A 26,696-nucleotide genomic window follows, 5' to 3' on the forward strand; every position below is an offset into this window, starting at 1 on the left:
CCCTCGCGGGTGGGTGGGCTCGGTGGCTCGCCAGGGTCGGATGGACGTCAGCCGACACGGGCGGGCGGGAGCCCACCTGTCATCGACATTCGACGCATGGCGAGAAGGGACATCATCGCCGCTAGGGATAAACGCTCGCCCCACGCGAGTCAAGCGGGCCTGCCTCGCCAGGGCGCGGCGTGAGAGGCGTGTGACACTCGCAGCGCCACGGTGTCGTGGGATTCCACGACGGCGCGGGAATCCCTCTCACGGGTTCGTGACGTGGGCGTTCGCGGGGAGCGGCGCGAGCGCGCCGATGTGGCCGGGGCGGGCCTTCACGCGCGCGAGCCAGGCGGACACCGCGGGGAAGTCCCCCAGGTCCAGGCCTATGTCAGGGGCGAGGTGGGTAAAGGCATACAGGCCGATGTCGGCGACGGTGGGGCGCTCGCCCACGAGGAAGGTGTGGTGCTGGAGGTGGCGCTCCAGGGACTTGAGGGCGTTGCGGCCCGCCTCGACGCGCAGGAGGAAGCTCTCCGGGTGACGAGGGGCTCGGCCTGTGAGCTTCCAGAAGCGGGCGGTGCCGATGTTGGGTTCCACGGCGTTCTGCTCGAAGAAGAGCCACTGGTGGACCTGCGCGCGCTCGAAGGCGTCTTGAGGGAGCAGTGGGGTTCCCTCGGCGAGGAAGAGGAGGATGGCGTTGGATTCGGCGAGGAAGCGCCCGGGTTCGGGCTCCAGGACGGGGATGCGGCCATCGGGGTTCTTGTGGCGGAGGAAGTCCTCCGTGCGGCTCTCGCCCGCGAAGATGTCCACGGGGACGAGCTCGTAGGGCCTGTCGAGCCAGGACAGCAGGAGGCGCAGTTTGTAGCCGTTGGCGGAAGGCGCGTAGTCGTAGAGGCGCACGAGGGGCTCCAGGTGGGGACTGATGGGTGGCAGCATAGGCTCCTGCGCCCGGGCGAGCGCCCCGGTCTTCGCGGCCCGTGGCGTTCCGAGAGGGCGCAAGAACCGGGTTGAAGGGGCGGGGTCCGGGGGCCATACCGAGGGGAGGACACACCTTCCAGCCAGGAGCCGGGACATGGCGACCAGCGACTACGCCCGAATCGAGCAGGCGATTCTCTATCTCGATGCGCATGCGCGCGAGCAGCCGTCCCTGGACGACGTCGCGGCGCACGTGGGGCTCAGCCCCTTCCACTTCCAGCGCCTCTTCACCCGCTGGGCGGGCATCAGCCCGAAGCGCTTCCTCCAGGTGCACACCCTCAGCTCGGCGCGTCGGCTGCTGGCCGAGCGGCGCAGCGTGCTCGACACGTCGTTCGCCGTGGGGCTGTCGGGGGGCGGGCGACTGCACGAGCTCTTCGTCACGCTGACGGCGATGACGCCGGGGGAGTTCAAGCTCGGGGGCGAGGGGCTCACGGTGCACCACGGGGTGCATGTGTCGCCCTTCGGAGAGTGCCTGATTGCCGTGTGTGAGCGGGGCATCTGCGGCCTGCACTTCCTCACGGGGGCGTCGGAAGCGCAGGCGCTGGCGGAGCTGCGAGCGCAGTGGCCGAAGGCGACCTTCGTGGAGTCCATTTGGGAGACGGCGCCGTGGGTGGAGCGCATCTTCCCCGAGGCGCCGCCGAGTGGGCGCACGCCGCTGTCGGTGCTGGTGAAGGGGACGCCGTTCCAGGTGCAGGTGTGGCAGGCGCTGCTGCGCGTGGCGCCGGGAGAGGTGGCGACGTACGAGGACCTCGCCCGGGCCATCGGCAAGCCGAAGGCGGTGCGCGCGGTGGGCACGGCGGTGGGAGGCAACTCCGTGGCGTTGCTGATTCCCTGCCACCGCGTGCTGCGCAAGACGGGCGTCTTCGGGGACTACCGCTGGGGACCCGCGCGCAAGCAGGTGATGCTCGCATGGGAGTCGCTGCGGTACGGGGCGGAGAACGAGGACGGCGAGCTCCGCGTCGAGGCCGCCCGGTCCGAACTGGCTTGAGTCGACGGGGCGCTAGGCGGCTTCGTCGAGCGGCAGCTTCTCCGCGAGCTCCTCGATGAAGTCGTCGATGGCGTAGGGCACCGATGCGTCTCGTTCGGGGCCCTTCCGCGAGGGATGGTCGAACTCACCGGCGAGATGGCCAACGACCTCATGTCCGAGATGCGAGGCCAGCTCCGAAGGGCTCATCGAGTCGAAGGCGTCCACGTAGGTATAGACGTCGTTGGTTTCCGGAATGCGCCACCCGCGAACGGATGACAGCTTCTTCCAGATGGGCCGCTGCACGAGCTCGTAATCGAAGAAGACGAGTCGCGGCACGGCGAGGGCACCCAGCGGCGGCGTGGGTTGCCCCCAGATGAGCCGGTTGAGAATCTGCTCGTTCGTGAGTCCTTCGTTCCAGGTGTAGGCGGAGTGCTCCAGGACCCGGATACGGAACGACTGGGAGTTCACGATGCGCTCGAGGATGTCGAGGGCCTCGCGCAGTCTGGCTCCGCGAGAAGCGTCGATGTTCACCTGCCGCTTGACCTGAAAACGCACCATGTTTCCTCCTGGGTTGTTTCAGCGAGAGGGCTCAGCCCAGCGCCGCGAGCGCCGAGACCTTGGCGATGATTTCGGGCGCCGAATGCACCAGGCTGGCAATCAATGTGAGCCATCCGATGACGCCCGTGGCCGCGCTCGCGACGAGTCGGATGACCAGTGACAGGACAGCCCCCGCCAGCCCCAGCGCGGCCGTCACCCGCTCCAGGCGCCGCAAGAGGCTTCGCGCCTCCTCCAACGGAGCCTCCTGGTCGATGAGCAGGACGGTGTCGCAGTCCATGTTGAGCCGGCAGCCCATGTTCAGCCGTGGGGCGGGGGGGAGCAGCTCTCCGCCCAGGAAGATGCCGATGCCGTCCACGAAGGCCGTGGCGGCCCGGCTCACCGCGCCGAGCACCTCGTTGGCGACGCGGAAGAGTGAGCGAAAGACATTGCGCGCCAGGGTCCTGACGAAGTCACCGACGGCCTCGAAGATGGTCGACAGGGACTGTCCGAGTCGCACGACCTGCCGCTTCAGCCATTTGAAGGTGCGCTTGATGCCGTCCCAGAGAAAGAAGTCCGAGTTGTCGACCTCGCTCGTCCAGTAGTCCTGGAGCTCGGCTTCGTTGGCCCGGACGAAGCCGAGGATGTCGTCGCGAGAGACATCCTCTTCGCGCTGCTGGCGTGCGAAGTCCTCGAACAGCTCCGGGGTGACCTGGTGGGTGGCGCTCTCCATGGCGGCCACGGTGAGGGGCCGCTTCGGATTGTTTCGCCAGTAGAGGTCCAGCGCCTTGAGCATCTTCTGCTGGGTGATGGGCTCTCGAATGTCGCCCAGGGGATAGCCGTTCAGCCACAGCTCGTTGCGCGCGAGTCGCAGGAGAAAACGCCGTGCGGCGGAGAGGTTCTGTTCGGACAGTGCCAGTCCCTCCAGCGCCTGACGCACGGGAGGGGCGGCCTTCGCCACCTTGTCCACGAGGGCATCGTGAGACAGCACCAGCTCCATGGCCTGTCGTTCGGAGATGTTGCTGGAGGGGATGAGTCCCAGCTCGGCGGCGACGGCGCGGAAACGGGCGAGTTGGATGCGCAGGTTGTTCGTGTCGCTCGGGTCGACGGGGACGTTGGGGCGCAGGCCCAGCGTCGTCAGGCGGAGCTGGACGGCGCGCACGAGCACGGGACGCGCCGTTCCACCGACGGGGTACCACTTGTCGATCTGGAGCGGGTCCTCCAGCGTGACGAACTCCTGGAGCGCATCCCACGTGGCCTGCTCGATGGTGGCGCCACTCGCCTCCAGCCCGATTTCCCTGCGAAAGACGTTGAGCCCCTTGAGGAGCTCCGCATTCATCTTGTCGCTCGTGGGGTCTCCCACGGCGTAGCCGAGGTGGCTCAGGCGCAGACGGACGGCGCGCACCACGAGCTGGTACCGCTCGTAGTTGGCTCCCTGCGACGAGGGCGTCAGGGCGGAGAGCGGGACGAGCCCCGTTCGCTGCTCCAGAATCTGGAGGTTCTCTTCCAGGTTCAATGCGTTCGCGAGGGGCTCTTCCCCACCGGCTCTCAGCGGCACGCCCTGCGCCGCGGAGAGTCTGCGGGGGCCATTGAACAGGGCCGCGACATGACCCTGTGTCGTCGATGGAGGCGGCATGTGGGAGCTCGGCCGGGGGCTCAGGTCTTGGAGACAATCTCCTTGAGGGTGTCGGCGAAGAAGTCCACGACGGCCTTCCGGGCAGCGAGGCTGGTCTCCACGGACTTGCGGTGCACGTCCAGCAGCTCCTGAAGCCGGGGAATGTCCTGCTCATCCGTCTGGAAGAGCTTCGTGTCTCCGTCGAACTTGATTTGAGTCGCCGCGACCAGCTTGATGACTGCTTCTGTCGTCACGCCGTTGACTGTCTTGGGCAGCGCGCTCTGCGTCAGGCTGTCCCAATTGATGACAGGATTGCCTTTGTTGTCGTTCTGGATGACGTGTTTGACCTGGCCTGTGTAGGTGATGACCTCCAGCGTCACGAGGTCATCGACCGCCGCATTGAGCTTCTCGAGCGCTTGCCTGAGTCCCATGTGTTTTCCCCCAATAAAGCTCGCGTCGACTCGCGGAGCCTGATGCTGGGATTCTACAGCGACTCCGAACAGCGCCGTCAAGGCGAGGACTCAGGGGGCTTGTAGCGCACGGGTCGCGAAAGACCTTTCCGGTGGCCCGCATGGCGTTGAGCCGAGGGTGGGGATTTTCGCGGGCTTGTCTGTATTTGGAGTCCGTCGACGGGCGCGTTCTTGGGTGAAGTCGGACCCCATGAGGTGTCAGGATGGAACGGCTTCGTCATGGCGTTCCTGGCCCTTCCTCCGCATGCCGCGCTCTCTCCCCTGGTGATGGGGTACTGGTTCATCGAGGACCTGGAGGGTTCGTACGAGGGCAAGCCCATCCGGACGACGCCTCACGCGGGCGCCGTGCTGACGCTCAACTTCGGTCGGCCCTGTGCGAGTGAGTTCGCCGCGGGAGCGCCCCGCGCCTCGCTGCTGGGCATCCAGAGTCATCCCCGGAACTGGAGCTCCGGAGAGGGCTGCTCCTTCGTGATGGTGATGCTGCGACCACCGGGGCTCGCGCGTCTCTTTCCCGCCTTGGGGAAGGACAGCCGCGACGACATGTTGGAACTCGGTGGCGTCCTGGGGGATGGCGCCGCGCGGCGGCTCTGCGATGACCTCGCCGCCGCGTGGGCTCCACGTCGTGTCGCCGCGCGCCTTGATGACTGGTTGCTGCGACGCTTGTCCGTGAACCGTGCCTTCGTCGGTGTGAGCCAGTTGGGGCATGCCTGGACGACCCTGCTGCGGACTTCGCGCGTGGACGAGGCCGCGAGAGAGGTGTCTGTGTCCAGACGGCAGCTCGAGCGCTGGTTCAGCCTGTACGCAGGGCACACGCCCAAGCAGCTGCTCGGGCTCGACCGGATTCAATCCAGTCTCCACGCGGCCCAGACGGGGAAGGGAGACCCGCTCCAGGGCTTCAGCGACCAGGCCCATCAGATTCGACAGTGGCGTCGCCACCTGGGGATGACGCCAGGAAGGTACTCACGTGCTTCGAAGTCGATTCTCGCCGAGTACTTCGCCCAGGCCCGGGATGCCGCGCCCGAAGGACTGGCCCACTTCTTCTGACGGATGCTCTCTCGCTCCACCGTGGCGAGTGCCGGGGGCTTGTCGCATTCGTTCAATACGCTCGTGGGACGGCGCTCCAGACTGTCTTTCCTCTGGATGAGAGAGGAGCCAGCGCGATGGGGCAGGGGACGTTCGTCGAGTATCGAGAAGGCGGGACTGACTGTGAGGCGTACGTCACCTGGGACTCGCGAAGCGATGCCCGTCGACCTTGCGTCCTGCTCGCACACGCGTGGGATGGGCTGAACGCCCCGATGCGAGAGAAGGCGGAGGAGCTCGCGACGCTCGGCTACGTGGGCTTTGCCCTGGACGTCTATGGCAAGGGCGTGAGGGGCGGCGTGGCCGATGACAACTCCCGACTGATGGCGCCGTTCATGGCGGACCGCGCGCTCTTGCGCAGGAGGCTGGTGGCGGGATTCGAAGCGGCGCTCCGTCATCCCCTCGTGGATGCCGACCGGGTCGCTATCATCGGCTACTGCTTCGGTGGCCTGTGCGCCCTGGACCTCGCGAGGAGCGCCGTGCCGGGCCTGAAGGCCGCGGTGAGCTTCCACGGTGTCCTCAAGCCACCGCGGCTCGAGCCTCAGGAGCCCATCTCCGCCAAGGTCCTCATCCTCCATGGCTGGGAAGACCCGACCGGACCGTCTCCCGACGTGCTGGCAGTGGCACGCGAGCTGACCGAGGCCGGAGCCGACTGGCAGCTTCATGCCCATGGCCACGCCATGCACGCCTTCACCTATCCGGGGTTGCACAACCCCCAGGCGGGGCTCCAGTACCACCCGGCCGCGGCGAGGCGCTCCTGGGCCGCCATGCGGACCTTCCTCGACGAAGTCTTCGAGCCCGCGCCACGGTAGGTCCTGCCGTGGGGCCATGAGCGGCTCACGGAGCGAGGAGCCCGGCGGCAGGAATTGCTTCGCCGACCCTGGGCGCTCGCTTCGCGATTCAGTCGGTGCTTGCTGGAAGGACTTCCCACTCGGTCCGCTCAGGACATCCGGGCGACGAGCTTGAGCGGCAGGTTGCGCAGGAAGAACCCCACCAGGGTCCACGGCCAGCCGGGGACGTAGGCACTCACCGGCTCGCGCTCAATCGCCTTCACCAGCGCACGAGAGCCCGTCGCGGAGTCCACGGCGAAAGGCAGGTTCTTCGCCCCCGCGTTCAGCTCCGTGTGGATGTAGCCGGGATAAATCGTCGACACCTTGATGGGCGTGTTCATCAGCTCCGCGCGGATGCCCTCCGTCAGCGTCGCGAGGCCCGCCTTCGTCGCCGCGTACACGGTGAGATGCCGAGGCAGCCCCCGCATCGCGCTCATGGACGAGATGGTGACCAGATGTCCCTGGCCCTGCTTGCGCAGGATGCCCACAGCCGCCTCGCACTGCGCGACCGCGGCCACGAAGTTCGTCTGCGCCGTCTTCGCGTTGGTGGCGAAGTTCCCGGTGCCAATCCGTTTCCCCACGCCGATGCCCGCGTTGATGATGATGCGGTCCAGGCTGCCGAGGTCTTTCGCGAACGCCTCGAAGACCTCGAACACCTGCTCGTGCTCGTTCACATCCAGCGCGCGCACGGAGATGTGCAGGTCCGGATGCTTCGCCAGCAGCTCCGAGCGCAGCGCCTCCAGCCGGTCCGTGCGCCGGGCACACAGCGCGAGGTTGCGCCCCCGCGCCGCGAACTCGCGGGCCATGCCCTCACCCAGTCCGGAGCTGGCGCCGGTAATCAGGATGTTCTTGCGCATGGCGGTGTTCCTCAGCGGTAGGTGATGAGGGCGCGCTGAGGGCCCTCGAAGTGGGCGTGCTCGTTGAGCGTCGACATGTAGCGGCCCCGGTCACTGTAGATGACCTTGGTGATGCCACAGTTGGCGAGCGTCCAGTTCAACCGGAACGCGTGCTCATCTGGAATCTGGAGCAGGTGCTGGCAGATGGCGGTGACAGGGCCGCCCGAGGTGAACACCAGCGCCGTCTTCGACGGCCCGAGACCCTGGATGAGCGCGTCCAGCGCCCGCACACAGCGTTCCCGGAACTTGGGCCAGGGCTCCGTGTACTCCGCGTCGTGTTTCCCGGCGACCCAGCGCCCCACGGCTTGGGTGAAGAGTTCCTGGAACGCCCGGCGCGGGTCCGCGGCTCCCAGGAGGTCCTCCGCCAGGGCCGCGTGATTCGCGTAGCGCGGCGTGTGCCGGGCCACGAGCTCATCGTGGTCGAACTCGTTGAATCCCGGCGTGCGCGTGGGCAGGAGGCTCGTGCCCATCGCGGTGAGGCACGTCTCCGCCGTCTGCCGGTGGCGGGTGAGCGTGCCGGTGACGACCGCGTCCACGGTCAGCCGTGGCTTGAGCGCCTCACCGAGTACTCGCGCCTGGATGTAGCCCGTCTCGGAGAGCTGGTCATAGTTCTCCGCGCCGAAGGACGCCTGACCATGACGGATGAGATACACGACGCCCATCAGCGGCCACCCTTCCGGATGAGGCGCTTGCAGCGCCAGTCGAAGTACGTCACCAGCGACCAGAAGTTCTTGAACGCCGGATTGCGCGTCTGCTTGTGGTGATAGCGGTAATAGATTTGCTGGATGATGCCGGCGAGCCGGAAGATTCCGAAGACCTCATAGAACGTCCAGTTGGCGGGCTTCAGGCCGGAGCGCTGGAGGTAGTAGTCGACGACCTCCTGGCGGCGCAGCATGCCGGGCACGTGCGTGGGCTGGCGCCGCGTGGCGCGCATGAAGAAGTCGTCATCGGCCTGGACCCAGTAGGCCAGCGCGCTGCCCAGGTCCATCAGCGGGTCGCCCAGCGTAGCCATCTCCCAGTCGAGCACGCCGATGACATGCGTGGGGTCTCCCGGGTCCAACACCACGTTGTCGAAGCGCCAGTCATTGTGGATGACGCAGGTGGCGACGTCGTCGGGGATGTGGTCCTTGAGCCAGGCGCGCACGTACTTGAAGCTCGGCACGTTCCACGTCCGGGCCTTCTCGTAGCGGTCCGACCAACCCTCCACCTGGCGCCTCGGGTAGCCGGCCCCCTTGCCGAGCGACGACAGGCCCACGGCCTGGGCGTCCACGGCGTGCAGCTCCAGCAGCCGGTCAACGACGTTGAGGCAGAGCTTGCGCGTCTCCGCGGGGCTGAGGTTCATGCCCCGGGGCATGTTGGCGCGAGGGATGATGCCCTCGATGCGCTCCATGACGTAGAAGTCCGCGCCGATGATGGCGGAGTCCTGGCACAGGCCCACCATCTCCGGCACCCACGGGTAGGTGGGCTTGAGCGCCTTCTGCACGCGGAACTCGCGTGACATGTCGTGCGCGGACTTCGCCTTCGTTCCGGCGGGCGGCCGGCGAAGGATGAGGTCGCGGTTCGGATACTTGAGGCGGTACGTCCAGTTGGACGCGCCCCCCGAGAACTGCGTCACCGTGGGCGAGCCCTCGAGCGTGGGTACCTGCTGCTTGAGCCAGGCATCGACGGCGGCGACGTTCAGCTCCTCACCGGCGCGGATGGAGCCGGGTGCGTCGAGCGAAGTGGAAGGCGTGGCGTGGGTTGCCATGGTGGGTCACTTCCTGGAGAAGCCGCGCTTGGCCAGCTCGATGCGGGCGATGACGCCCTTGTGCACCTCGTCCGGCCCGTCCGCGAGCCGCAGCGTGCGCGCCTGTCCGAAGAAGCCCGCGAGCGCCGTGTCGTTGGAGACGCCCGCGCCGCCGTGAATCTGGATGGCGTCGTCGACGATGCGCTGGAGCATGCTCGGGGCGACGACCTTGATGGCGGAAATCTCGGTCATCGCGCCCAGGGGACCCACCTGGTCCATCTTCCACGCGGCGTAGAGCGTAAGCAGGCGGGCCTGGTCGATGGCGATGCGGGCCTCGGCCACGCGCTCGCGGTTGCCACCCAGGTTCATGATGGGCTTGCCGAAGGCCGTGCGGTTCATGCCCCGGTCAATCATCAACTCGAGCGCCCTCTCCGCCGCGCCGACACAGCGCATGCAGTGGTGGATGCGGCCGGGTCCCAGTCGGCCCTGGGCAATCTCGAAGCCCATGCCCGGACCGCCGATGATGTTGGAGAGCGGCACGCGCACGTTGTCGAAGCGCACCTCGCCGTGGCCGTGGGGCGCGTCGTACTCGCCGAAGACGGGCAGCATGCGCTTGATGGTGACGCCCGGCGCGTCCAGGGGCACGAGCACCATGGAGTGCTGGTGGTGACGGTCGCCCCCGGCGTCGGGCGTGCGCGCCATGAAGATGGTGACCTTGGCGTTGGGGTGCCCCAGGCCGGTGGACCACCACTTGGTGCCATTGAGGATGACCTCGTCGCCTTCGACGACGGCGGTGGCCTCCATGTTGGTGGCGTCCGAGGAGGCCACGCCCGGCTCCGTCATGCAGAACACCGAGCGGATTTCACCCGCGAGCAGCGGCTTGAGCCAGCGCTCCTGCTGGGCGGGGGTGCCGTACTTCCACAGCACCTCCATGTTGCCGGTGTCGGGGGCATTGCAGTTGAAGACCTCGGGGGCCATCAGGCTGCGCCCGGTCTCCTCGGCGATGGGGGCGTATTCGAGCGTGGTGAGGCCCGGGGCCAGCTTCTCGTCCGGGAGGAAGAGGTTCCAGAGTCCCTTGGCCTTGGCGCGAGCCTTGAGGTCTTCCATGACGGAGGACACAGGCCAGGTCTTCCAGTCACCGCCACGAGAGGCCTCCATGACCTCCTGGTAGTAGCGCTCCTCGGCGGGCTCGATGTGCTCGCGCATGAACTGCTTCACGCGCTCCAGGTAGTCCTTGGCTTTGGCGCTCGGCTCGAAGTTCACGGTGCAGCCTCCTCTCACGAGAGGAGGCCATCCTTGGCACCCGTCTCTTGTTGAATCCACTGAATGTTGGTCATGTGTCGTCATGAGCCCAGTTCAGGATTCAGCGCGACGGCAGGGGGCCCCCGACCTCAACCTCTTCAGGGTGTTCGACGTCGTCTACCGGGAGCGCAACCTGACGCGCGCGGCGGAGGTGCTGTTCCTCAGCCAGTCCGCGGTGAGCCATGCGCTGACCCGTCTGCGCGAGCAACTGGGGGCGCCCTTGTTTGTCCGCGAGGGACGCGGGGTGGCGCCTACGCCGCTGGCGGAGCGACTGGCCCCGGAGATTCGCGAAGCGCTGGCCCTGCTGCAGCAGGCGGTGCATCACACCCGGGGCTTCGAGCCCACTCGGGACGTGGGTACCTTCACGCTGGCGATGAGCGACATGCTGGAGCCGTCCATTGTCCCCCGGCTCGTGGCTCGGCTCCGGGAGCACAGTCCCAAGGCACGCATCAGCAGTGTTCGGTTGGAGCGGACGCGGCTGGAGCGAGACCTCGCCTCCGGCAAGTTGGACCTGGCCATCGACGTGGAGCAACCCACCAGCGCCCAGTTGAGGCACACGGCCTTTACCCACGACGCGTTCTGCGTGGTGAGCCGCAAGCGCAGGCGGCTGGACGTGACGGCGTACATGGGCGCGCGACATGTCACGGTGTCCTCGCGGCGCACGGGGTTGGCGGTGGAGGACCTGGTGCTCAGCCGTCTGGGATACCAGCGCGAGGTGACGGTGCGCTGCCGGCACTACGAGACGGCCTGCCGCATCGTGTCCGGCTCGGACTTGATGTTGACGATGCCCCGGCGCCGCGCGGAGGAGATCAACGCGGAGTTGGACAACCACCTGTTGCCCATGCCGCTCGCGCTGCCCCGACTGGAGCTGCACCTGTACTGGCACCGCTCCGAGGACAGCGAACCGCGCAGTCAGTGGTTGCGAGCGGAGCTTCAATCCCTGGCGAAGGGACTGATGGGCGCCTCGCGAAGATAGTGCTTCCGGGTGTCTGGATTCGTGAGCGCGGGTCTCGGGTTCGTCCCATGCACGCGGCACATTCCCCCTGGGTCGAGCGCCCGGGGGGCCATGGCCTCCAGGGTCAGTCCGTCACGCCTCGATGTCGAACGCGAGCGACGCGCGCTCACCGGGCTCCACGTGCAACAGGCCCTCACCGGTGGCCAGTGCTCCGGCGGCGGCCGTCCACGGCTCCACACAGACGAAGTCCTTGCCGCGCAGGGTCCACACCACCAGCATCTTGAACTCCGGGCTCCACGACAGGTGCACGGGCCGCGAGCCCGGTCCACGTCCCAGAATCGTCCCCGGGCCCGAGTGGTCCCTCAGGTGCAGGTCCACCTCGTCCAGCGTCAGGTCGAACCCGGTGAAGGGCACCTCGAGCTTGTTCCGGTTGTCCCACGCGTGTGTCGCGTCCGTGTCCACCGTGGCCACGGCCTTCGCCGCGTCCGGCACCCGGAAGTACGGATGGAAGCCCAGGTGCAGGGGCAGGGGACGCGTGTCGCGGTTCTCCACGTCGAAGTCCAACGTGAGCCGCGTGCCCACCAGGGAGAAGGTGAGCTGCGCGTCGAAGGCCCACGGGAACTGGCGCAGCGTCTCCTCGGTGGAGGACAGCCCCAGCACCAGCAGCGAGTCCTCCGCCTGGCGCACGGTCCACGGCAGCCTGCGCGCGAAGCCGTGCTGCGACATCGTGAAGGACTTGCGGTCCGCCGGGTACGTGTCACCCGGAAGGGGCCCGGCGATGGGGAACAGCACGGGGATGCCACCGCGCACGTTCTTCGCCGGGTCCGCCACGGTGGCCTCGTCGAGGTAGAGCACCTCGTCGCCGTCCACCGTCATCCTCGAGACGAGGGCCCCGCGTGAAGGAATCACCTCCACGCGGCACCCACCGTCCACCAACGCGTACGTCTCCAACCCGGCGATGCCGGGGAACACTCGGCTCATACGAGCCTAGATACCCCCATCGTGGGGGTCGCTGTCCATGAAGGGATACGGCACCTTCACGGGCGGCGCGAAGTTCTCCTTCACCGTGCGAGGGCTGGTCCACCGGATGAGGTTGAGCAGCGAGCCCGCCTTGTCGTTGGTGCCCGACGCGCGCGAGCCGCCGAAGGGCTGCTGGCCCACCACCGCGCCCGTGGGCTTGTCGTTGATGTAGATGTTGCCCGCGGCGTGGCGCAGCTCGCTCATCGCCGTGTCGATGGCCTTCCTGTCACGGCCGAAGATGGCGCCCGTCAGCGCGTACGTCGCGCTCTGGTCCACCTCGCGCAGCGTCTCCACGTACTTCGCGTCGGGATACACATACACGCCGACCAGCGGCGCGAAGATTTCCTCGCGCAGGATGCGGTGACGCGGGTTGGTGAGCTGCACCAGCGTGGGCTTGACGAACCAGCCTTCCTTCCGGTCCGCCTCGCCGCCCGCAACGATGCTCGCCTCGCCGTCCTGCTTCGCCAGGTCGATGTACGAGGAGACCTTCTTGAAGGACTTCTCGTCGATGACGGCGCCCATGAAGTTGCGGAAGTCCGTCACGTCGCCCATGCGGATGTCGCCGATGAGCCCCTGGAGGCGGGACTTGAGCTTGGGCCACAGGGACTCGGGCACGTAGACGCGGCTGGCCGCCGAGCACTTCTGCCCCTGGTACTCGAAGCCGCCCCGGACGATGGCCACCGCGAGCGCGTCCACGTCGTCCGCCGCCGACGCGTGCGCCACGATGAAGTCCTTGCCGCCCGTCTCTCCCACCAGTCGCGGGTACTGCTTGTACCTGCCGATGTTCTCTCCCACCGTCTTCCACATGGAGTTGAACGTCGGCGTGGAGCCGGTGAAGTGGATGCCGCCCAGATGCGGGCTCGCCAACGTCGGATTGCCCACCGTGGGGCCGTCGCCGTTGAGCATGTTGATGACGCCGTCGGGCAGGCCCGCCTCGCGCAGCAGCTCCATGAAGTACCAGGCGCTCAGCGCGGCCGTGGAGGACGGCTTGAACAGCACCACGTTGCCCATGATGGCGGGCGCGGTGCAGAGGTTCATCGCGATGGACGTGAAGTTGAACGGCGCCACCGCGAACACGAAGCCGTCCAGCGGACGGTAGTCCAGCATGTTCCACGTCTGCGGCGAGGACTCCGGCTGGATGGCGAGAATCTGCTCGGCGAAGTGGACGTTGTAGCGCAGGAAGTCGATGGCCTCGCACGCCGCGTCGATCTCCGCCTGGTGGGCCGTCTTGGACTGACCCAGCATGGTGGACGCGTTGATGAGCGGGCGGTAGCGCGTGGCGAGCAGCTCCGCGGCGCGCAGGAAGATGGCGGCGCGCGAGGTGAACGACATGCGCGCCCAGTCCTCCTTCACGGCCAGGGCGGCCTGGATGGCCTGCTCCACGTGGCTGGCGTCCGCCTCGTGCAGCGTGGCCAGCACATGCGAGTGCCGGTGCGGCATGCGGACGGTGTCCGTCTTGCCGCTGCGCACCTGCTTGCCGCCGATGAGCAGCGGGATGTCAATCTGCTCACCGGCCATGCGCTTGAGCGTGGCCTGGAGTTCACGGCGCTCGGGAGCACCGGGCGCGTAGGGCAGGATGGGCTCGTTTCGGGGAGCCGGGACGCGGGGGATGGCGTTGATCACGCGGAAGACCTCGGGACGGGGCGAAGAAAAAGGGCGGGCGAGCATTAACCAACCCGCTCCACCGGGGAAGCGTGGAAGCGGGCCGTCGTCAGCGCCCGGACACCCGCTGTCAACCCCCAGGCAGGCCGGGTATTTCCCACCACCCCGCCTGGCGGCTCATACCGCGCGAGGGGGGCACATTGACCGCGCGACACAGCGCGCGGTTACGATGGGGCATGCGCATCCCGCCCCCGAGCCCCGTGATGCCGCCTGTTCCTGGCCTCGTCGCCCTGGAAGAGGCGCTCCGGAAGGACCTCGAGCGGCTGGAGTATCCCCGGCGCTCCTGGGTGCTCCCCCGACGCACCCGCGCAGGGCAGGCCGTGCTGGATGTCCTCATCATCGGCGGAGGGCAGAGCGGCCTCACCGCCGCCTTCGGGTTGATGCGCGAGAAGGTGACGAACCTGCTCGTCGTCGATGACGGAGAGCAGGACCTCGCCGGGCCGTGGAAGACCTTCGCGCGCATGCACACGCTGCGCACGCCCAAGCACCTCACCGGCCCCGACCACAACCTCCCCAACCTCTGCTTCCAGTCCTGGTTCGAGGCCCAGTACGGCGAGGCCGCCTGGACGTCCCTGGAGCGTATCCCGAAGGAGCTGTGGGCGGACTTCCTCGGGTGGTATCGGCGCACGCTGGGCATCCCCGTGCGCTGCCGCTCGCGCGCGGGTGCGCTGACGTGGAGCGCGGAGGACGACTGCTTCCAGGTGCCGCTGGAGGACGTGCGCACCGGGCAGGTCGAGGTGCTCCCTGCGCGAAAAATCGTGCTGGCCACGGGCATCGACGGCTCGGGACGCTGGGAAGTCCCGGCGGTGGTGGCGGGGCTGCCGCGCGAGTTGTACGCGCAGACGCGCGAGGACATCGACTTCGAGGCGCTCCGGGGGCGCAAGCTGGGCGTGCTCGGCGCGGGGGCCTCCGCGTTCGACAACGCCTCCGTCGCGCTGGAGCACGGCGCGGGCGAGGTGCACCTCTTCTACCGGCGCAAGACGCTGCCCACCGTCAACCCGTATCGCTGGGCGGAGTTCGTCGGCTTCCTCAAGCACCACGCGGACCTGCCGGACGCGGACAAGTGGCGCTTCATCCACCGCATCTTCGAGATGGGGCAACTGCCTCCCGCCGACACGTACCGCCGCGCCCGCGCGTATCCCCAGTTCCACCTGCACGCGGAGAGCCCGTGGGTGGGCGCCGAGGAAGTGGACGGACAGGTCCGCGTCACCACGCCGCAGGGGCACTACACCTTCGACAAGCTCATCGTCGGCAGCGGCACCGTGACGGACCTCTCGCTGCGGCCGGAGCTGGCGAACCTGCACCAGGACATCGCGCTCTGGAAGGACCGCTTCACGCCGCCCTCGGGCCAGGCGCACACGGACCTGCTGCGTCATCCGTACCTGGGGCCCGGCTTCGAGTTGCAGGAGAAGCACCCGGGCCGCGCGCCGCATCTGGCGTCCATCTTCAACTACACCTTCGGGTGTCTGCTCTCGCTGGGCTTCGGTGGCGCGAGCATCTCTGGCATGAAGTACAGCCTGCCTCGACTGACGGCGGGCGTGACGCGGCAGCTCTACGTGGATGACCGGGACGCGTTCTTCAGCGCCCTGGAGTGCTTCGACGAGAAGGAATTCGAACCATGAGCGGTGGTGAGTTCGGGCTGCGCAGCCGTCGCGTCCTCGCGGCGGGAGGGATGCGCGAGGCCGTGGTGGTGGTGAAGGACGGACGGGTGGAGAAGGTGGCGGGGCCGGGAGAGGCCCTCGGGGCCCTGACGGTGACGGACGTGGGCAACCACGTGGTGATGCCCGGCGTGGTGGACTGCCACGCGCACATCAACGAGCCCGGCCGCACGGAGTGGGAAGGCTTCGCGACGGCCACGCGCGCCGCGGCGGCCGGAGGCATCACCACCGTCGTGGACATGCCACTCAACTCGCTGCCGCCCACCACCACGCTGGAGGCGCTGAAGCTCAAGGCGAGCGCCGCGCGTGAGTCCAGTCAGGTGGACCACGGCTTCTGGGGCGGCGTGATTCCGGGCAACGCGAACGAACTGGAGGCGCTCATCGACGCGGGGGTCGCGGGCTTCAAGTGCTTCCTGTGTCCCTCCGGCGTGGACGAGTTTCCCCCGGCGGACCGCGCGGTGCTCGACGTGGCGATGCCGATTCTCGCGCGGCGGGGCATTCCGCTCATCGTCCACGCCGAGCTGGAGTCTCCGCTGGCGGAGGCGGACGCGGGGGGGCCTCGCACGTACCGCGCCTATCTGGAGTCCCGGCCTCGACGCTGGGAGCAGGATGCCATCCGGATGATGGTGGAGCTGGCGCGTCAGCACCGCTGCCGGGTCCACATCGTCCATCTGTCGTCGGCGGATGCGCTGCCGTTGCTGGCGGACGCGCGCCGGGAGGGTCTGGATGTCTCGGTGGAGACGTGTCCGCACTACCTCAGCTTCACCGCCGAGGAAATCGAAGACGGGGCGACGCACTTCAAGTGCGCGCCACCCATCCGCGAGGCTGAGAACCGTGAGCGGCTCTGGGCCGGGCTGGCGCGGGGCGACATCGAGCTGGTCGTGTCGGACCACTCGCCCTGCACGCCGGCGCTGAAGCTCCTGGAGCGTGGCGACTTCAGCGCGGCGTGGGGCGGAATCGCGTCGCTCCAGCTCAGCCTGTCGGCCGTGTGGACGGAGGCGCGCAAGCGAGGACATGGCCTGGAGACGCTGGCGCGCTGGATGTGTGAAGCCCCGGCGAAGCTTGTGGGACTGCACGGCACGAAGGGGACGCTCGCGCCCGGCGCGGACGCGGACCTGCTGGTGTTCGACCCCGAGGCCACCTTCATCGTGGAGCCCACGCGGCTCCAGCACCGTCATCCCCTGACGCCGTACGCGGGCCGCACGCTCTCGGGCGTGGTGGAGACGACGTTCCTGCGCGGGATGAAAATCTACGAGCGAGGACAGCCGTTCCCTCGCCCGAGTGGAACCTGGGTGCGTCGCCCGTCCTCGGCGCGCATCGCCGCTTGAAGCCTCTGGAGAGTACACACCATGCATGCACCGGAAGAGGGGAAGCTGCGCGTCGGCTTCACCGAGCTCATCGATTTGGCCGCGGAGAAGGTTGGCGGCAAGGCCCTGCTGGCCAGTGACGAGTTCTTCGCCGGCAAGGAGAACCTGCTCAAGCCCGGCCGGGGCGTCTTCATCCCCGACAAGTACACCGAGCAGGGCAAGTGGATGGACGGCTGGGAGTCGCGCCGCAAGCGCGTGCCCGGCCACGACTGGTGCATCCTCCAGCTCGGCCTGCCCGGCGTGCTGCGCGGCGTGGACGTCGACACCAACCACTTCGTGGGCAACTTCCCCGAGTACGCCTCCGTGGACGCGCTGGAGGTCGAAGGCTCGCCCTCCGCGCAGTCGCTGGTGGACGCGAAGTGGACGCGCATCCTTCCTCAGCTCCGGCTGCAGGGCGGCTCGCGCAACCTCTTCCCCATCCTGAGCGAGCAGCGCTGGACGCACCTGCGCCTCAACATCTACCCGGACGGCGGCGTGGCGCGTTTTCGCGTCCATGGCGAGGTGCGGCCGGACCTGACGCGGCTGACGCATGCGAATGGCTCGGTCGACCTGGCGGCGGCGGAGAACGGCGGCACGGTGTCCGCGTGCAACGACGCCTTCTTCGGGCCGAAGGACAACCTCATCCTGCCGGGCCGCGCCGCGAACATGGGCGAGGGCTGGGAGACGCGCCGCAAGCGCCTGCTGCCGGGCTTCGACTGGATTGTGGTGAAGCTGGCCGTGCCCGGCTCCGTGGAGCGCGTGGAGGTGGACACCGCGCACTACAAGGGCAACTTCCCGGAGAGCGCGTCCCTGGAGGGCATCACTCTGCGCGAGCCGGTGGTGGACTTCGCCAACGCGCATGACCTCGTCTGGACGGAGCTGCTACCGCGCACGAAGCTGCAGGCGGACCACCGGCATGACTTCGAGTCCGAGCTGAAGGCGAAGGGGCCCTTCACCCACGTGCGGCTGAAAATCTTCCCCGACGGTGGTGTCAGCCGGCTGCGCGTCCACGGGCGGCCGGCATGAGCGCGCTGCACCGGCTCAACACGCTGGCCCCCGAGGCGGCCAGGGAGGAACTCTTGCGCTGCTGTGGCTCCTCGCGCTGGGTGGAGGCCATGGTGCGCGCGCGGCCCTTCCGTGACGTGGAGCACGTGTTGTCGGAGGCCGGGTGGTTGTGGGAGCAGACGGGGCCCGACGACTGGCAGGAGGCCTTCAAGCACCACCCGCGCATCGGGGATGTGTCCTTGCTGCGCGCGAAGTTCGCGTCCACCGCCACCTGGTCCTCGCAGGAGCAGGGCGGGGTGAACGGCGCCGCAGAGGCGGTGATTCAGGGCCTGGCTGACGGGAACAAGGCCTACGAGGAGCGCTTCGGCTTCATCTTCCTGGTCTGCGCGACGGGCAAGAGCGCGGAGGAGATGCTGGGGCTTTTGCGCGCGCGCCTGGGCAATCCTCCGGACGAGGAGCTGCGCATCGCCGCTGGCGAGCAGGCGAAAATCACCCGCATCCGATTGGAGAAGCTGCTGGCGTCATGAGCACACTTTCCACCCATGTCCTCGACACGCACCGCGGCCGTCCGGCCGCTGGTGTCCCCATTGCCCTGGAAGTCCAGGTGTCCTCCGGCGAGTGGAAGGAGCTGGCTCGCGGCGTCACCAATGACGATGGCCGCGTGCGCGACTTCCTGCCCGCCGGCGCGCGCGTCGAGCCCGGCGTCTACCGGATGTCGTTCGACACCGGGACGTACTTCCGCTTGCTCGGCGTGAAGGGGTTCTACCCGTCGGTGTCGGTGGTGTTCGAGCTGGCCGCGCCCGACGAGCACTACCACGTGCCCTTGCTGCTCAGCCCCTTCGGCTACTCCACGTACCGGGGGAGCTGAGGGGCTTCAGGCCTTGTTGGCGGCCTGCGCGGAGGCAGCGGCCTGGACGGGGCTGCTTCCGCGCCGCAGCAGGGCGTGGATTTCGGCGATGAGCAGCGCCGGCTTCACGGGCTTGACGAGATACGCGTCGGGCACGGGCAGGCTCGGGTCGCTGTCCGAGCGGGGCGCGTAGCCACTGACGAAGACGACGGGGATGTGCTGGAGCGTGGGCTCCTGGCGGCAGCGGCGGCACAGCTCGTAGCCGTCCATGCCCTCCATGTTCACATCCGAGAGGAGCAGGTCCGGCGGCTGGCTCAACGCCAACGCCAGCCCGGCCTCGCCATTGGCCGCCACGGCGCAGTCGAAGTCGCCGGACAGCAGGAGGCGCAGCGTCTCGCGCATCGTCCAGGAGTTTTCGACGATGAGGACCTTGGGCTTCACGATGCTCGGGCTCCTCCGGTGATGGTATCGGGCCCCGTGGGAGACGGCCTCGGGTGGAGCATCACCGCTCGGCGCCCGCCGTAGCAAGGGGTCCTCCCTCACCCCCAGACCCAGGTACAAGGTGGATGCCGACGGGTGCTCCCGGGGCGGTGCGTCGAGGGCAACTCCCCGGGTGGCGAAGCTTCACCAGTCCACGTCGGGATGCCTCCAGGTCGGAGCCTGGGAACCGCTCGCGCGCGGGGACCTGCTCGGACGTGCACGCCTCGCCCCGCTCCGCGCGCACGTGTTCCCATGGGTAGCCCGGAGGGCGCGGGGATTGGATGCGTGGCCACCATGCTTCATGCCCGCGCGTCGTGTGGGTGTCGCCTGTCCGACGGGCGCGCGGAACTGACGGTGCGCTGGACTCGTGTTGGCGAATATCAGGCGGCCTGGTTCGGACGGCGGAGGAAAGGGGTTTCCTCCGTTCCAACGGAGTGTGTCCGATACATGGAAACGTGATATTCCATCGACTTCTGGATTCTGCCGACCTTCCGGTCCCGCCTTCGTGAGCGACGAAGAGAAGACAACCGTCCTTGACGAGCGCAGCCCTCCTCCGAGCTCCTGGGGGGACCGCATCCGCACGCCCGTCACCCTGCCAGGAGACGCGGCCGGAGCGCGCCGCTCGCTGGAAGTGGGGATGGTGGTGACGGGGCGCTACCGGGTGGAGGGACTGCTCGGTGAAGGCGGCATGGGCCGCATCTGGCTGGCGGAGGACCTGCACGAGAAGCGCAGGGTGGCGCTCAAGGAGATGCAGGTCCCCGCGGGGCTGACGGCGGGGAAGACGGAGGAGCTGGTGCTGATGTTCCGGCACGAGTTCTTCGCGATGAAGAAGCTCCAGCACCCGGGCACGTTGAAGGTGTTCGACTGGGGCATGACGGAGGCCGGCAACCGCTTCATCACGATGGAGGTGGTGGACGGGCAGGACCTGAGCACGCTGGCGCGCGAGGCGCCGCTGGACACGCGCACGCTGTACCGGGTCCTGCTGCAGATGGCGCAGGTGCTCGCGTTCATCCACTCGCGCCTGTACGTGCACTGCGACATCAAGGCGAGCAACGTGCGCATCACCCGCTCCGGCGCGGTGAAGCTGATGGACTTCGGGGTGATGCACCAGTTGGGCACCCCGAGCCCCGGCAAGCTCAAGGGCACGCTCGAGTACCTGGCCCCCGAGTGGCAGCGCGGCGCGAGCATCGACGGGCGCGCGGACCTCTACTCGCTGGGCGTCATGGCGTACTACCTGGTGACGCGCCGGCTGCCCTTCAAGCGCAACACCCCGGCGGCGCTGTTGGCGGACCACCTGACGCGGCCGCCGCCCCGTCCCTCCACGCTGTGTCCGGTGGACCCGCAGCTGGAGGAAATCATCCTGCTGTTGCTGGCGAAGGACCCGCGCGAGCGCTTCCAGGACGCGAGCGAGCTGATGGAGGCGCTCTGCCACGCCAGCGGTGAGCCGATGCCGGAGGAGCCCCTGTCGGCGCGCTCCAGCTACCTGCACGTGCCGGAGGTCGTCGGGCGCGCGGCGGAGCTGGAGGCGCTGATGAACGGGCTGGCGGAGGCGGACTGGGGACAGTCGCGCGCGGTGCTCCTGGGCGCGCCCGCGGGCGTGGGCAAGACGCGGCTGCTCCAGGAGTTCGAGCTGCAGGCGAAGCTCGCGGAGCTGCCCTTTGGCCGGGGACAGTGTCGCGCGGAGGGGCAGGCGCCGCTGACGCCGATTGCCCAGGCGCTGCGCGCGCTGATGCCACACACGCCGACGGAGGTGATGGAGCGGCTGTCCCCGCGCCTGTCTCGGCTGTTGCCCTCGCTGTCGTCGGCGGAGTCCGCGGGCGTGGCGCAGGTGCCCGGCGAGGAGAAGCTGGGGTTCTTCGGCGCGCTGGCGGAGTGGGTCCAGGCGCTCGGCAAGCGGATGACGTTCGTGCTGTGCTTCGAGGACCTCCACTGGGCGGACACCGCCTCGCTGGAGGTGCTCAACGTGCTGATTCGCGCGCTGCAGGGCACGCGCGGCATGGTGGTGGGCACGTTCCGCTCGGGAGAGCTGAGCCGGCTGAGCCTGGCGTTCCAGACGGTGGACGAGAAGCTCACCTGGCGCATGGACCTGGAGCCGCTGGCCGCCGAGCACGTGGGCACGCTGGTGGGCCTGGCGCTGCCGGGCCTGCAGGTCCCCGCGGGCTTCGTCGCGCGGCTGCACGAGACGACGGGGGGCAACGCCTTCTTCGCCACCGAGTGTCTGCGCGCGCTGGTGGAGGAGGGCGCGCTGACGCGCGTGGGCGGCCGGTGGACGGCGGAGGCGGGGCTGGACACCCGGCCCCTGCCGGAGAGCATCCAGGCCGTGGTGCTGGAGCGGTTGTCGTCCGCGCCCGTGGAGCAGGTGTCGCTGTTGCGCAGGTTGGCTCCGGCGGGACGGAGCCTGGAGCTGCCCATGGTGCGGGCGCTGGCGGAGCTGCCGGAGTCGGAGCTGTTCGCCGTCCTGGACGGCATCGTCGAGCGGCAGTTCCTCCAGGAGGAAGAGGGCCGGTACGTCTTCACGCACGACACCGTGCACCAGGCCATCTACGACAGCACCCAGGACGACGAGCGGCGGGCCGCGCATGCGCGGGTGGCGCTGGCGCTCCAGACGCTCTACTCGCAGCGGCCGGACCTGTCCCGCACGGTGGGCTGGCACTACCTGCGCTCGTCGGAGCCGGAGCTGGCCATTGGTCCGTTGCTGGACGCGGGCCGCGCGGCCATGGAGGCGCAGGCGCTGCTGGAGGCGACGCTGCTGTTGAAGGAGGCGTCCACGCTGCTGGAGGCCGCGCCGGACTTCCCTGGACGCGACCGGCTGCTGTTGCGCATCTGGGTGACGCTGGTGGAGGTGGGCTACGCGAGCGACCCGCCCAGCTCCCTGGCCTTCTCGGAAAAGCTCTTCGCGCACTGGGCGGCGACGGTGGACCTGGTGGAGGGCCGGAGGCTCGCGCTGGCGCAGTTGGACGCGGCGTGCGCGGCGCCGGAGGACGAAAGGCCCGCGCGACTGCGTGAGTTGTTCCGTGAGCGCGCGGCGGACGCACAATCGTCGCCCGAGGACATCTTCTGGAAGCAGGCGGAGCTGCGCATCCTCCAGGCCATGGCGCTGGCCATCGTCGGGCGCACGAAGGACCTGGACGTGCTGCTGGAGCGCGTGCGGGCGGAGCAGCCCGAGGTGTCGCCGTATCGTGCGGGCGCGTTGCTGGCGCCGGCGGTGCTCAGCGCGTACACGGGGCGCTCGGCGGGCGTGGTGGAGGCGCAGTTCGAGCAGCTCGCCCGGCTGCGGGGGATGCGCGAGGTGATGGGCCGGCTGCCGAGGCGCCTGGCGTGGGCGCTGGGCATGGGCGGCTACATGATGAACATGAACCTCGCGTTGCGTGGCGAGCCGCTGGACGCCCAGGCGACGCGGGACGGCTACGCGGTGGCGGAGGCCCACGGCTTCACCGACGTGCGCGCGTTCCACCTGTTCTCCGTGGTGACTCGCGCGGCGTTCACGGGAGACGGCGCGGCCTTCGTCCCGGCCTTCACCGAGAAGACGGACCTGGTGCGCAGGCTGGGCAACCCCCGGTTGATGGAGCGCAACCTGGCCATCTTCACGCCGCCCTACTACCTGGAGCGCGGCGAGCACGAGCATGTGGCCGCCGTGGTGGCGCGCGCGGAGTCGCTGGCGCGGGTGCTCCCGGAGGACCGGTGGTTGCAGTGCCACGTGCAGACGTATCAGGCGTGTCGGGACGTGCTCTTCGAGGACGCGGCGGCGGTGCGTCAGTCGTTGCCCCGGGCCCTGAGCTCGGCGCGCGAGGGTGGCATCCGGATGGAGACGCTGCTGCGCGTCTACCAGTCCCGCTTCGAGCGGGAGCAGGGGAACCTGGAGGCCGCGCGCGAGGCGGCACAGACGGCGCTCTCCCGCGCGGTGGACCCGGTGCTGGCGAATCCCTGGGATGAAGTGCTGGCGCGGCGCGCGATGGCCGTGCTGCTGCCGGGCGAGGAAGGGTTCACGCACCTGCGTCGCGCGCTGGCGCTGGCGGAGCTGACGGGCAACGTGCTGCAGGTGGGGCTCGTGCATCTGGCGCTCGCGGAGCGTGCGGTGTCCGCGGACGCGGCCGTCGTGGAGCTGGAGGCGGCGGAATCGGCCTTCACGGAGGCGCGGGCGTCCAACCTGCTCGCGCAGGCGACGTCGCTGCGAGGAGCGCTCCAGCGGAGCGCGGAGTCCCGGCAGAGCGCCTGAACGCGGGTCGAGGCGACGTCGCTGCGAGGGGCGCTCCAGCGAAGCGCGGAGTCCCGGCAGAGCGCCTGAACGTGGGTCGAGGCGACGTCGCTGCGAGGAGCGCTCCAGCGGAGCGCGGAGTCCCGGCAGAGCGCCCTGAGCGCGGGTCGAGGCGACGCCGCTGCGAGGAGCGCTCCAGCGGAGCGCGGAGTCCCGGCAGAGCGCCTGAACGTGGTGCGAGGCGACGTCGCTGCGAGGGGCGCTCCAGCGGAGCGCGGAGTCCCGGCAGAGCGCCTGAACGCGGGTCGAGGCGACGTCGCCTTCGAGCGCGCTTCAGCGCGGAGGCGACACGGTGTGCCTGAGGGAACTCCCGCGTTGGTGCGTGAGCCCTCCCCCATGCGTGAGGTGTTCGGGGACCCCGAGGCGCACTCGAGCAGTCGCTCTTTCCGCCAAGCTCCCCCGAGAACGCGGTGCGCGAGGGCGTTAGAGTTCCGCCCATGGCCCTCGCACCCCTGCGCTTCTGTTTCGACTATCTGTCTCCCTACGCCTATCTCGCGTGGACGCGCATGCCCGCGCTCGCCGCCCGCCATGGTCGCGTGGTGGAGCCCGTGCCGGTGCTGCTCGCCGCCGTGCTCAACGCCACCGGCAACATCGGCCCGGCGGAGGTTCCCGCCAAGCGTGGCTACGTCTTCAAGCACACCTTCCGCATCGCTCACGAGCTGGGCGTACCCTTTGGCCCACCCCCCACGCACCCCTTCGTCCCGCTGCTCTCCCTACGCGTGACGGCCGCGGTGGACGACCTGGAGGCCCGGAGCCGGCTGGTGTCCGCCCTCTACGCGGAGGTCTGGGGCGGAGGGAAGGGCGCCGAGTCGCCCGAGCAGGTGGCGGTGGCCATCCAGGCCGCCGGGCTGGACGCCCCCACGCTGCTCGCCGCCGCCCAGCGGCAGGACATCAAGGACCGCGTGCGCCGGAACACGGACGAGGCCATCGCCGCGGGCGCGTTCGGCGTGCCCACCATCTTCGCGGACGGGGAGCTGTTCTTCGGCGTGGACTCGCTGGGCCACCTGGAGCGCTTCCTCCGGGGCGAGGACCCGCTGGCGTCGGTGGACCTGGCCCGGTGGAAGGATTTGCCGGCCACCGCGTCCCGACGCTGAAGGGGGGCCCTGGGAGCGCCGGTTTCCGCTAGGGTGCCCCGGGTGGATGGGCCGCTGGTCGCCCGCCACGTTCCCAGGTGCTCACCGCATGAACGTTCTCGCCGAGCTGGGCATCGTCGTCGCTGGCCTCGTGCTCGCCATCGTCCTGCTGGCGCTCAACTTCTGGCGCGCCATCCTCTTCCTGTTCCCCCACAGCGTCCGCGTGGAGCCGGAGGCCCCGGCCGACCAGATGGACATCCCCTTGGAGCTGGCCCAACTGGCCATCCAGCTCCAGGGCCTGGGCTTCGTGGCGCTCGGCAGTCACGAGGAGAAGCCCCGCCTGCGGAAGGCCACGCTCTCCTACGACTGGGCACACCCCGTCGAGCGGGTCTTCGCCACCATCTACCAGACCCCGGACGGCGAGCCCCGGCTCTACTTCCTCACCCCCCTGGCGCCGGAAGGCTTCGTCATCACCGCCGGTTATCGCCGCCCCGCCCTGGACGTCCCCGGGGTGTACCGGAGCGGTTCACTGGCGGACGCTTCGCCCGAGCGCCTGCTGCGCGCCCACCTGCGCCGCATGGAGGGCGTCACGCCCACCGGGGACTTCTCCTGGGAAGGTCGGGTGGAGGCCGGGCGTTCCTGGTACCGCGGGCTCGGCCGGAAGGAGATACGTCGGCAGAACCTGCAAGGGCTGTTGTGGACGGTGATGGCGCTTGCCATCGTCGCCAGTGCCTTCCTGGGGCGGCGCGCGTCCTGAATCCCCGCCACCCCGTCACTGCGCGCGTGCACCGCGCGCCCCTTGAGAGTAGGTAGACGAGCACCATGAAGAGCGTGTCCAAGACCGAGGAAATCTTCTTTCTTTCCGGCAAGCGCACCCCGTTCGGGACCTATGGCGGCAGCCTGAAGGACCTCAGCGCCACCGACCTCGCCGTGGAATCGGCGAAGGCCGCCTTCGCCCAGGCGAAGGTGTCCCCGGAGCTCGTGCAGCACGTCGTGTACGGCAACGTGGTGCAGACGAGCGCGGATGCCATCTATCTGCCCCGCCACGTGGGCCTGCGCACGGGCGTGCCCATCGCCGTGCCCGCGCTGGGCGTCAACCGGCTGTGTGGCTCCGGCTTCCAGGCCTTCACCACCGCCGCGGAGCTGATGCTCACCGAGCAGGCGAGCTGCGTGCTCGCCGGTGGCACCGAGTCCATGAGCCAGGCGCCCCACGTCATCCGGGGCGCGCGCTGGGGCCTGCCCCTGGGCAAGGGCAACCTGGAGGACATGCTCTGGACGGCGCTGACGGACAGCTACACCGGCCAGCCCATGGCCATGACGGCCGAGCAGCTCGCGATGGACTACTCGCTCACGCAGGAGCAGGTGGACGAGTACGCGGTGCTCACCCAGAAGCGCTTCGCCGCAGCCCAGGAGGCGGGCCGCTTCCAGGACGAAATCGCGCCCGTGACGCTCAAGGGCAAGAAGGGCGACACCGTCTTCGCCAGGGACGAGCACAACCGTCCGGAGACGACGGTGGAGGGGCTGCGCAAGCTGCCCAAGGTCTTCAAGAAGGACGGCGTGGTGCACGCGGGCGCCGCCAGCGGCATCTGCGACGGCGCGGGCAGCATGGTGATGGCCACGCGGAGCTTCGTGGAGAAGCACGGCCTGAAGCCCATCGCCCGGCTGGTGAACTGGGGCGTGTCCGGGTGTGACCCCAAGGTGATGGGTATCGGTCCCGCGCCCGCCATCCGCCAGTTGCTGGAGCGCGCGCAGGCGAAGCTCGCCGACGTGGACCTGTTCGAGGTGAACGAGGCCTTCGCGCCGCAGTACCTGGCGGTGGAGAAGGAGCTGGGCCTGCCGCGCGAGCAGACCAACGTCAATGGCGGCGCCATCGCCGTGGGGCACCCGCTGGGCGCTTCTGGCGCGCGCATCACCACCACGCTCGTCTATGAGCTCAAGCGCCGTGGTGGACGCTATGGTATCGGCTCCGCCTGCATTGGCGGCGGCCAGGGCATCGCGGTGCTGGTCGAGGCGCTCTGATG

General features: G+C 69.0%; 24 protein-coding genes. 13 read left to right on the forward strand and 11 right to left on the reverse strand.

What is annotated here, in order from left to right:
* Positions 1 to 246 precede the first annotated feature (246 nt).
* Positions 247 to 915 carry a glutathione S-transferase family protein gene (locus tag HUA75_RS01480; protein ID WP_217445889.1) on the reverse strand — a complete coding sequence of 223 codons (669 nt, stop codon included), beginning with the start codon at positions 913 to 915 and terminating at the stop codon, positions 247 to 249.
* Between the two features lie 136 nt (positions 916 to 1,051).
* Between HUA75_RS01480 and HUA75_RS01485 the strand changes: the two genes are divergently transcribed.
* The gene (locus HUA75_RS01485; RefSeq protein ID WP_174485350.1) at positions 1,052 to 1,942 is read left to right on the forward strand and encodes a bifunctional transcriptional activator/DNA repair enzyme AdaA; all 891 of its coding nucleotides are present in this window, start codon (positions 1,052 to 1,054) and stop codon (positions 1,940 to 1,942) included.
* 12 nt (positions 1,943 to 1,954) lie between these two features.
* Here HUA75_RS01485 and HUA75_RS01490 read toward each other — a convergent pair whose 3' ends face one another.
* The 3 genes from HUA75_RS01490 to HUA75_RS01500 are packed head-to-tail and all read right to left on the reverse strand — an operon-like array spanning position 1,955 to position 4,501.
* Complete coding sequence (locus HUA75_RS01490; protein ID WP_174485351.1) at positions 1,955 to 2,479, reverse strand: hypothetical protein; 525 nt, start codon at positions 2,477 to 2,479, stop codon at positions 1,955 to 1,957.
* A gap of 31 nt (positions 2,480 to 2,510) precedes the next feature.
* The gene (locus HUA75_RS01495) at positions 2,511 to 4,091 is read right to left on the reverse strand and encodes a hypothetical protein (RefSeq protein ID WP_174485352.1); all 1,581 of its coding nucleotides are present in this window, start codon (positions 4,089 to 4,091) and stop codon (positions 2,511 to 2,513) included.
* Between the two features lie 20 nt (positions 4,092 to 4,111).
* A complete protein-coding gene (locus tag HUA75_RS01500; protein WP_174485353.1) occupies positions 4,112 to 4,501 on the reverse strand; it encodes a hypothetical protein in 390 nt (129 codons plus the stop codon).
* A 258-nt stretch (positions 4,502 to 4,759) separates the two neighbouring features.
* On the opposite strand from HUA75_RS01500, the gene HUA75_RS01505 reads away from it, so the two are divergent.
* Together HUA75_RS01505 and HUA75_RS01510 are read left to right on the forward strand one after the other, a co-directional pair.
* Positions 4,760 to 5,584 (forward strand): helix-turn-helix domain-containing protein, encoded by an 825-nt coding sequence (locus HUA75_RS01505; RefSeq protein WP_174485354.1) that lies wholly within the window; start codon positions 4,760 to 4,762, stop codon positions 5,582 to 5,584.
* Between the two features lie 116 nt (positions 5,585 to 5,700).
* Positions 5,701 to 6,432, forward strand: a complete 732-nt coding sequence (locus tag HUA75_RS01510) for a dienelactone hydrolase family protein (protein ID WP_174485355.1) — start codon at positions 5,701 to 5,703, stop codon at positions 6,430 to 6,432.
* 128 nt (positions 6,433 to 6,560) lie between these two features.
* Here the strand turns inward: HUA75_RS01510 and HUA75_RS01515 are convergent, their stop codons facing one another.
* Genes HUA75_RS01515 through HUA75_RS01530 form a run of 4 tightly spaced genes read right to left on the reverse strand, consistent with a single transcriptional unit; the run spans position 6,561 to position 10,335 of the window.
* Complete coding sequence (locus tag HUA75_RS01515) at positions 6,561 to 7,307, reverse strand: SDR family oxidoreductase (RefSeq protein ID WP_174457521.1); 747 nt, start codon at positions 7,305 to 7,307, stop codon at positions 6,561 to 6,563.
* An 11-nt stretch (positions 7,308 to 7,318) separates the two neighbouring features.
* On the reverse strand, positions 7,319 to 8,008 hold the full coding sequence (locus HUA75_RS01520) for a histidine phosphatase family protein (protein WP_174463250.1): 690 nt from the start codon (positions 8,006 to 8,008) through the stop codon (positions 7,319 to 7,321).
* Positions 8,008 to 9,093 carry a phosphotransferase family protein gene (locus tag HUA75_RS01525; protein WP_174485356.1) on the reverse strand — a complete coding sequence of 362 codons (1,086 nt, stop codon included), beginning with the start codon at positions 9,091 to 9,093 and terminating at the stop codon, positions 8,008 to 8,010. Before HUA75_RS01525 ends, HUA75_RS01520 begins: the two co-directional genes overlap by 1 nt.
* 6 nt (positions 9,094 to 9,099) lie before the next feature.
* The gene (locus tag HUA75_RS01530) at positions 9,100 to 10,335 is read right to left on the reverse strand and encodes an acyl-CoA dehydrogenase family protein (protein WP_371745502.1); all 1,236 of its coding nucleotides are present in this window, start codon (positions 10,333 to 10,335) and stop codon (positions 9,100 to 9,102) included.
* Positions 10,336 to 10,417: 82 nt separating this feature from the next.
* Here HUA75_RS01530 and HUA75_RS01535 point away from each other — a divergent pair, with 82 nt between their 5' ends.
* Positions 10,418 to 11,350 carry a LysR family transcriptional regulator gene (locus tag HUA75_RS01535; RefSeq protein WP_141640741.1) on the forward strand — a complete coding sequence of 311 codons (933 nt, stop codon included), beginning with the start codon at positions 10,418 to 10,420 and terminating at the stop codon, positions 11,348 to 11,350.
* A 111-nt stretch (positions 11,351 to 11,461) separates the two neighbouring features.
* On the opposite strand, the gene HUA75_RS01540 is transcribed toward HUA75_RS01535, so the two are convergent.
* Both HUA75_RS01540 and pruA read right to left on the reverse strand, forming a co-directional pair.
* A complete protein-coding gene (locus HUA75_RS01540) occupies positions 11,462 to 12,310 on the reverse strand; it encodes an aldose epimerase (RefSeq protein ID WP_174485357.1) in 849 nt (282 codons plus the stop codon).
* Positions 12,311 to 12,316: 6 nt separating this feature from the next.
* Positions 12,317 to 13,972: an L-glutamate gamma-semialdehyde dehydrogenase gene (gene pruA, locus HUA75_RS01545; RefSeq protein WP_141640760.1), complete on the reverse strand. Its 1,656-nt coding sequence runs from the start codon at positions 13,970 to 13,972 to the stop codon at positions 12,317 to 12,319.
* A 215-nt stretch (positions 13,973 to 14,187) separates the two neighbouring features.
* On the opposite strand from pruA, the gene HUA75_RS01550 reads away from it, so the two are divergent.
* The 5 genes from HUA75_RS01550 to uraH are packed head-to-tail and all read left to right on the forward strand — an operon-like array spanning position 14,188 to position 18,888.
* Positions 14,188 to 15,633 (forward strand): FAD-dependent oxidoreductase, encoded by a 1,446-nt coding sequence (locus tag HUA75_RS01550; protein WP_174485358.1) that lies wholly within the window; start codon positions 14,188 to 14,190, stop codon positions 15,631 to 15,633.
* Entirely contained in the window at positions 15,630 to 16,997 is a 1,368-nt protein-coding gene (gene allB / locus HUA75_RS01555; protein WP_174485359.1) for an allantoinase AllB, read from the forward strand. Before HUA75_RS01550 ends, allB begins: the two co-directional genes overlap by 4 nt.
* Before the next feature lie 21 nt (positions 16,998 to 17,018).
* Positions 17,019 to 18,041 (forward strand): allantoicase, encoded by a 1,023-nt coding sequence (gene alc, locus HUA75_RS01560; protein WP_141640737.1) that lies wholly within the window; start codon positions 17,019 to 17,021, stop codon positions 18,039 to 18,041.
* A complete protein-coding gene (uraD, locus tag HUA75_RS01565; RefSeq protein WP_174485360.1) occupies positions 18,038 to 18,547 on the forward strand; it encodes a 2-oxo-4-hydroxy-4-carboxy-5-ureidoimidazoline decarboxylase in 510 nt (169 codons plus the stop codon). The genes alc and uraD overlap by 4 nt, the downstream gene beginning before the upstream one ends.
* Positions 18,544 to 18,888, forward strand: a complete 345-nt coding sequence (gene uraH, locus HUA75_RS01570; RefSeq protein ID WP_174457513.1) for a hydroxyisourate hydrolase — start codon at positions 18,544 to 18,546, stop codon at positions 18,886 to 18,888. The genes uraD and uraH overlap by 4 nt, the downstream gene beginning before the upstream one ends.
* 6 nt (positions 18,889 to 18,894) lie before the next feature.
* On the opposite strand, the gene HUA75_RS01575 is transcribed toward uraH, so the two are convergent.
* Complete coding sequence (locus HUA75_RS01575; RefSeq protein WP_174457512.1) at positions 18,895 to 19,308, reverse strand: response regulator; 414 nt, start codon at positions 19,306 to 19,308, stop codon at positions 18,895 to 18,897.
* A gap of 676 nt (positions 19,309 to 19,984) precedes the next feature.
* Here HUA75_RS01575 and HUA75_RS01580 point away from each other — a divergent pair.
* The 4 genes from HUA75_RS01580 (at position 19,985) to HUA75_RS01595 (ending at position 26,694) form a co-directional block, all read left to right on the forward strand.
* Positions 19,985 to 23,563, forward strand: a complete 3,579-nt coding sequence (locus tag HUA75_RS01580; protein WP_217445933.1) for a protein kinase — start codon at positions 19,985 to 19,987, stop codon at positions 23,561 to 23,563.
* Positions 23,564 to 24,039: 476 nt separating this feature from the next.
* Entirely contained in the window at positions 24,040 to 24,696 is a 657-nt protein-coding gene (locus HUA75_RS01585) for a 2-hydroxychromene-2-carboxylate isomerase (RefSeq protein WP_174485361.1), read from the forward strand.
* Between the two features lie 88 nt (positions 24,697 to 24,784).
* Complete coding sequence (locus HUA75_RS01590) at positions 24,785 to 25,432, forward strand: hypothetical protein (protein WP_174485362.1); 648 nt, start codon at positions 24,785 to 24,787, stop codon at positions 25,430 to 25,432.
* 65 nt (positions 25,433 to 25,497) lie between these two features.
* A complete protein-coding gene (locus HUA75_RS01595) occupies positions 25,498 to 26,694 on the forward strand; it encodes an acetyl-CoA C-acetyltransferase (RefSeq protein ID WP_174457510.1) in 1,197 nt (398 codons plus the stop codon).
* Positions 26,695 to 26,696 lie beyond the last annotated feature (2 nt).

The sequence above is a fragment of the Myxococcus sp. CA040A genome (assembly GCF_013336725.1).
Classification (GTDB): domain Bacteria; phylum Myxococcota; class Myxococcia; order Myxococcales; family Myxococcaceae; genus Myxococcus; species Myxococcus llanfairpwllgwyngyllgogerychwyrndrobwllllantysiliogogogochensis.

Excerpts from the sequence above, each read along its gene's own strand:
- HUA75_RS01480 (WP_217445889.1), bottom strand. The coding sequence starts at position 915 with ATGCTGCCACCCATCAGTCCCCACCTGGAGCCCCTCGTGCGCCTCTAC.
- HUA75_RS01485 (WP_174485350.1), top strand. The coding sequence starts at position 1,052 with ATGGCGACCAGCGACTACGCCCGAATCGAGCAGGCGATTCTCTATCTC.
- HUA75_RS01490 (WP_174485351.1), bottom strand. The coding sequence starts at position 2,479 with ATGGTGCGTTTTCAGGTCAAGCGGCAGGTGAACATCGACGCTTCTCGC.
- HUA75_RS01495 (WP_174485352.1), bottom strand. The coding sequence starts at position 4,091 with ATGCCGCCTCCATCGACGACACAGGGTCATGTCGCGGCCCTGTTCAAT.
- HUA75_RS01500 (WP_174485353.1), bottom strand. The coding sequence starts at position 4,501 with ATGGGACTCAGGCAAGCGCTCGAGAAGCTCAATGCGGCGGTCGATGAC.
- HUA75_RS01505 (WP_174485354.1), top strand. The coding sequence starts at position 4,760 with ATGGCGTTCCTGGCCCTTCCTCCGCATGCCGCGCTCTCTCCCCTGGTG.
- HUA75_RS01510 (WP_174485355.1), top strand. The coding sequence starts at position 5,701 with ATGGGGCAGGGGACGTTCGTCGAGTATCGAGAAGGCGGGACTGACTGT.
- HUA75_RS01515 (WP_174457521.1), bottom strand. The coding sequence starts at position 7,307 with ATGCGCAAGAACATCCTGATTACCGGCGCCAGCTCCGGACTGGGTGAG.
- HUA75_RS01520 (WP_174463250.1), bottom strand. The coding sequence starts at position 8,008 with ATGGGCGTCGTGTATCTCATCCGTCATGGTCAGGCGTCCTTCGGCGCG.
- HUA75_RS01525 (WP_174485356.1), bottom strand. The coding sequence starts at position 9,093 with ATGGCAACCCACGCCACGCCTTCCACTTCGCTCGACGCACCCGGCTCC.
- HUA75_RS01535 (WP_141640741.1), top strand. The coding sequence starts at position 10,418 with ATGAGCCCAGTTCAGGATTCAGCGCGACGGCAGGGGGCCCCCGACCTC.
- HUA75_RS01540 (WP_174485357.1), bottom strand. The coding sequence starts at position 12,310 with ATGAGCCGAGTGTTCCCCGGCATCGCCGGGTTGGAGACGTACGCGTTG.
- HUA75_RS01550 (WP_174485358.1), top strand. The coding sequence starts at position 14,188 with ATGCGCATCCCGCCCCCGAGCCCCGTGATGCCGCCTGTTCCTGGCCTC.
- allB (WP_174485359.1), top strand. The coding sequence starts at position 15,630 with ATGAGCGGTGGTGAGTTCGGGCTGCGCAGCCGTCGCGTCCTCGCGGCG.
- alc (WP_141640737.1), top strand. The coding sequence starts at position 17,019 with ATGCATGCACCGGAAGAGGGGAAGCTGCGCGTCGGCTTCACCGAGCTC.
- uraD (WP_174485360.1), top strand. The coding sequence starts at position 18,038 with ATGAGCGCGCTGCACCGGCTCAACACGCTGGCCCCCGAGGCGGCCAGG.
- uraH (WP_174457513.1), top strand. The coding sequence starts at position 18,544 with ATGAGCACACTTTCCACCCATGTCCTCGACACGCACCGCGGCCGTCCG.
- HUA75_RS01580 (WP_217445933.1), top strand. The coding sequence starts at position 19,985 with ATGGTGGTGACGGGGCGCTACCGGGTGGAGGGACTGCTCGGTGAAGGC.
- HUA75_RS01585 (WP_174485361.1), top strand. The coding sequence starts at position 24,040 with ATGGCCCTCGCACCCCTGCGCTTCTGTTTCGACTATCTGTCTCCCTAC.
- HUA75_RS01590 (WP_174485362.1), top strand. The coding sequence starts at position 24,785 with ATGAACGTTCTCGCCGAGCTGGGCATCGTCGTCGCTGGCCTCGTGCTC.
- HUA75_RS01595 (WP_174457510.1), top strand. The coding sequence starts at position 25,498 with ATGAAGAGCGTGTCCAAGACCGAGGAAATCTTCTTTCTTTCCGGCAAG.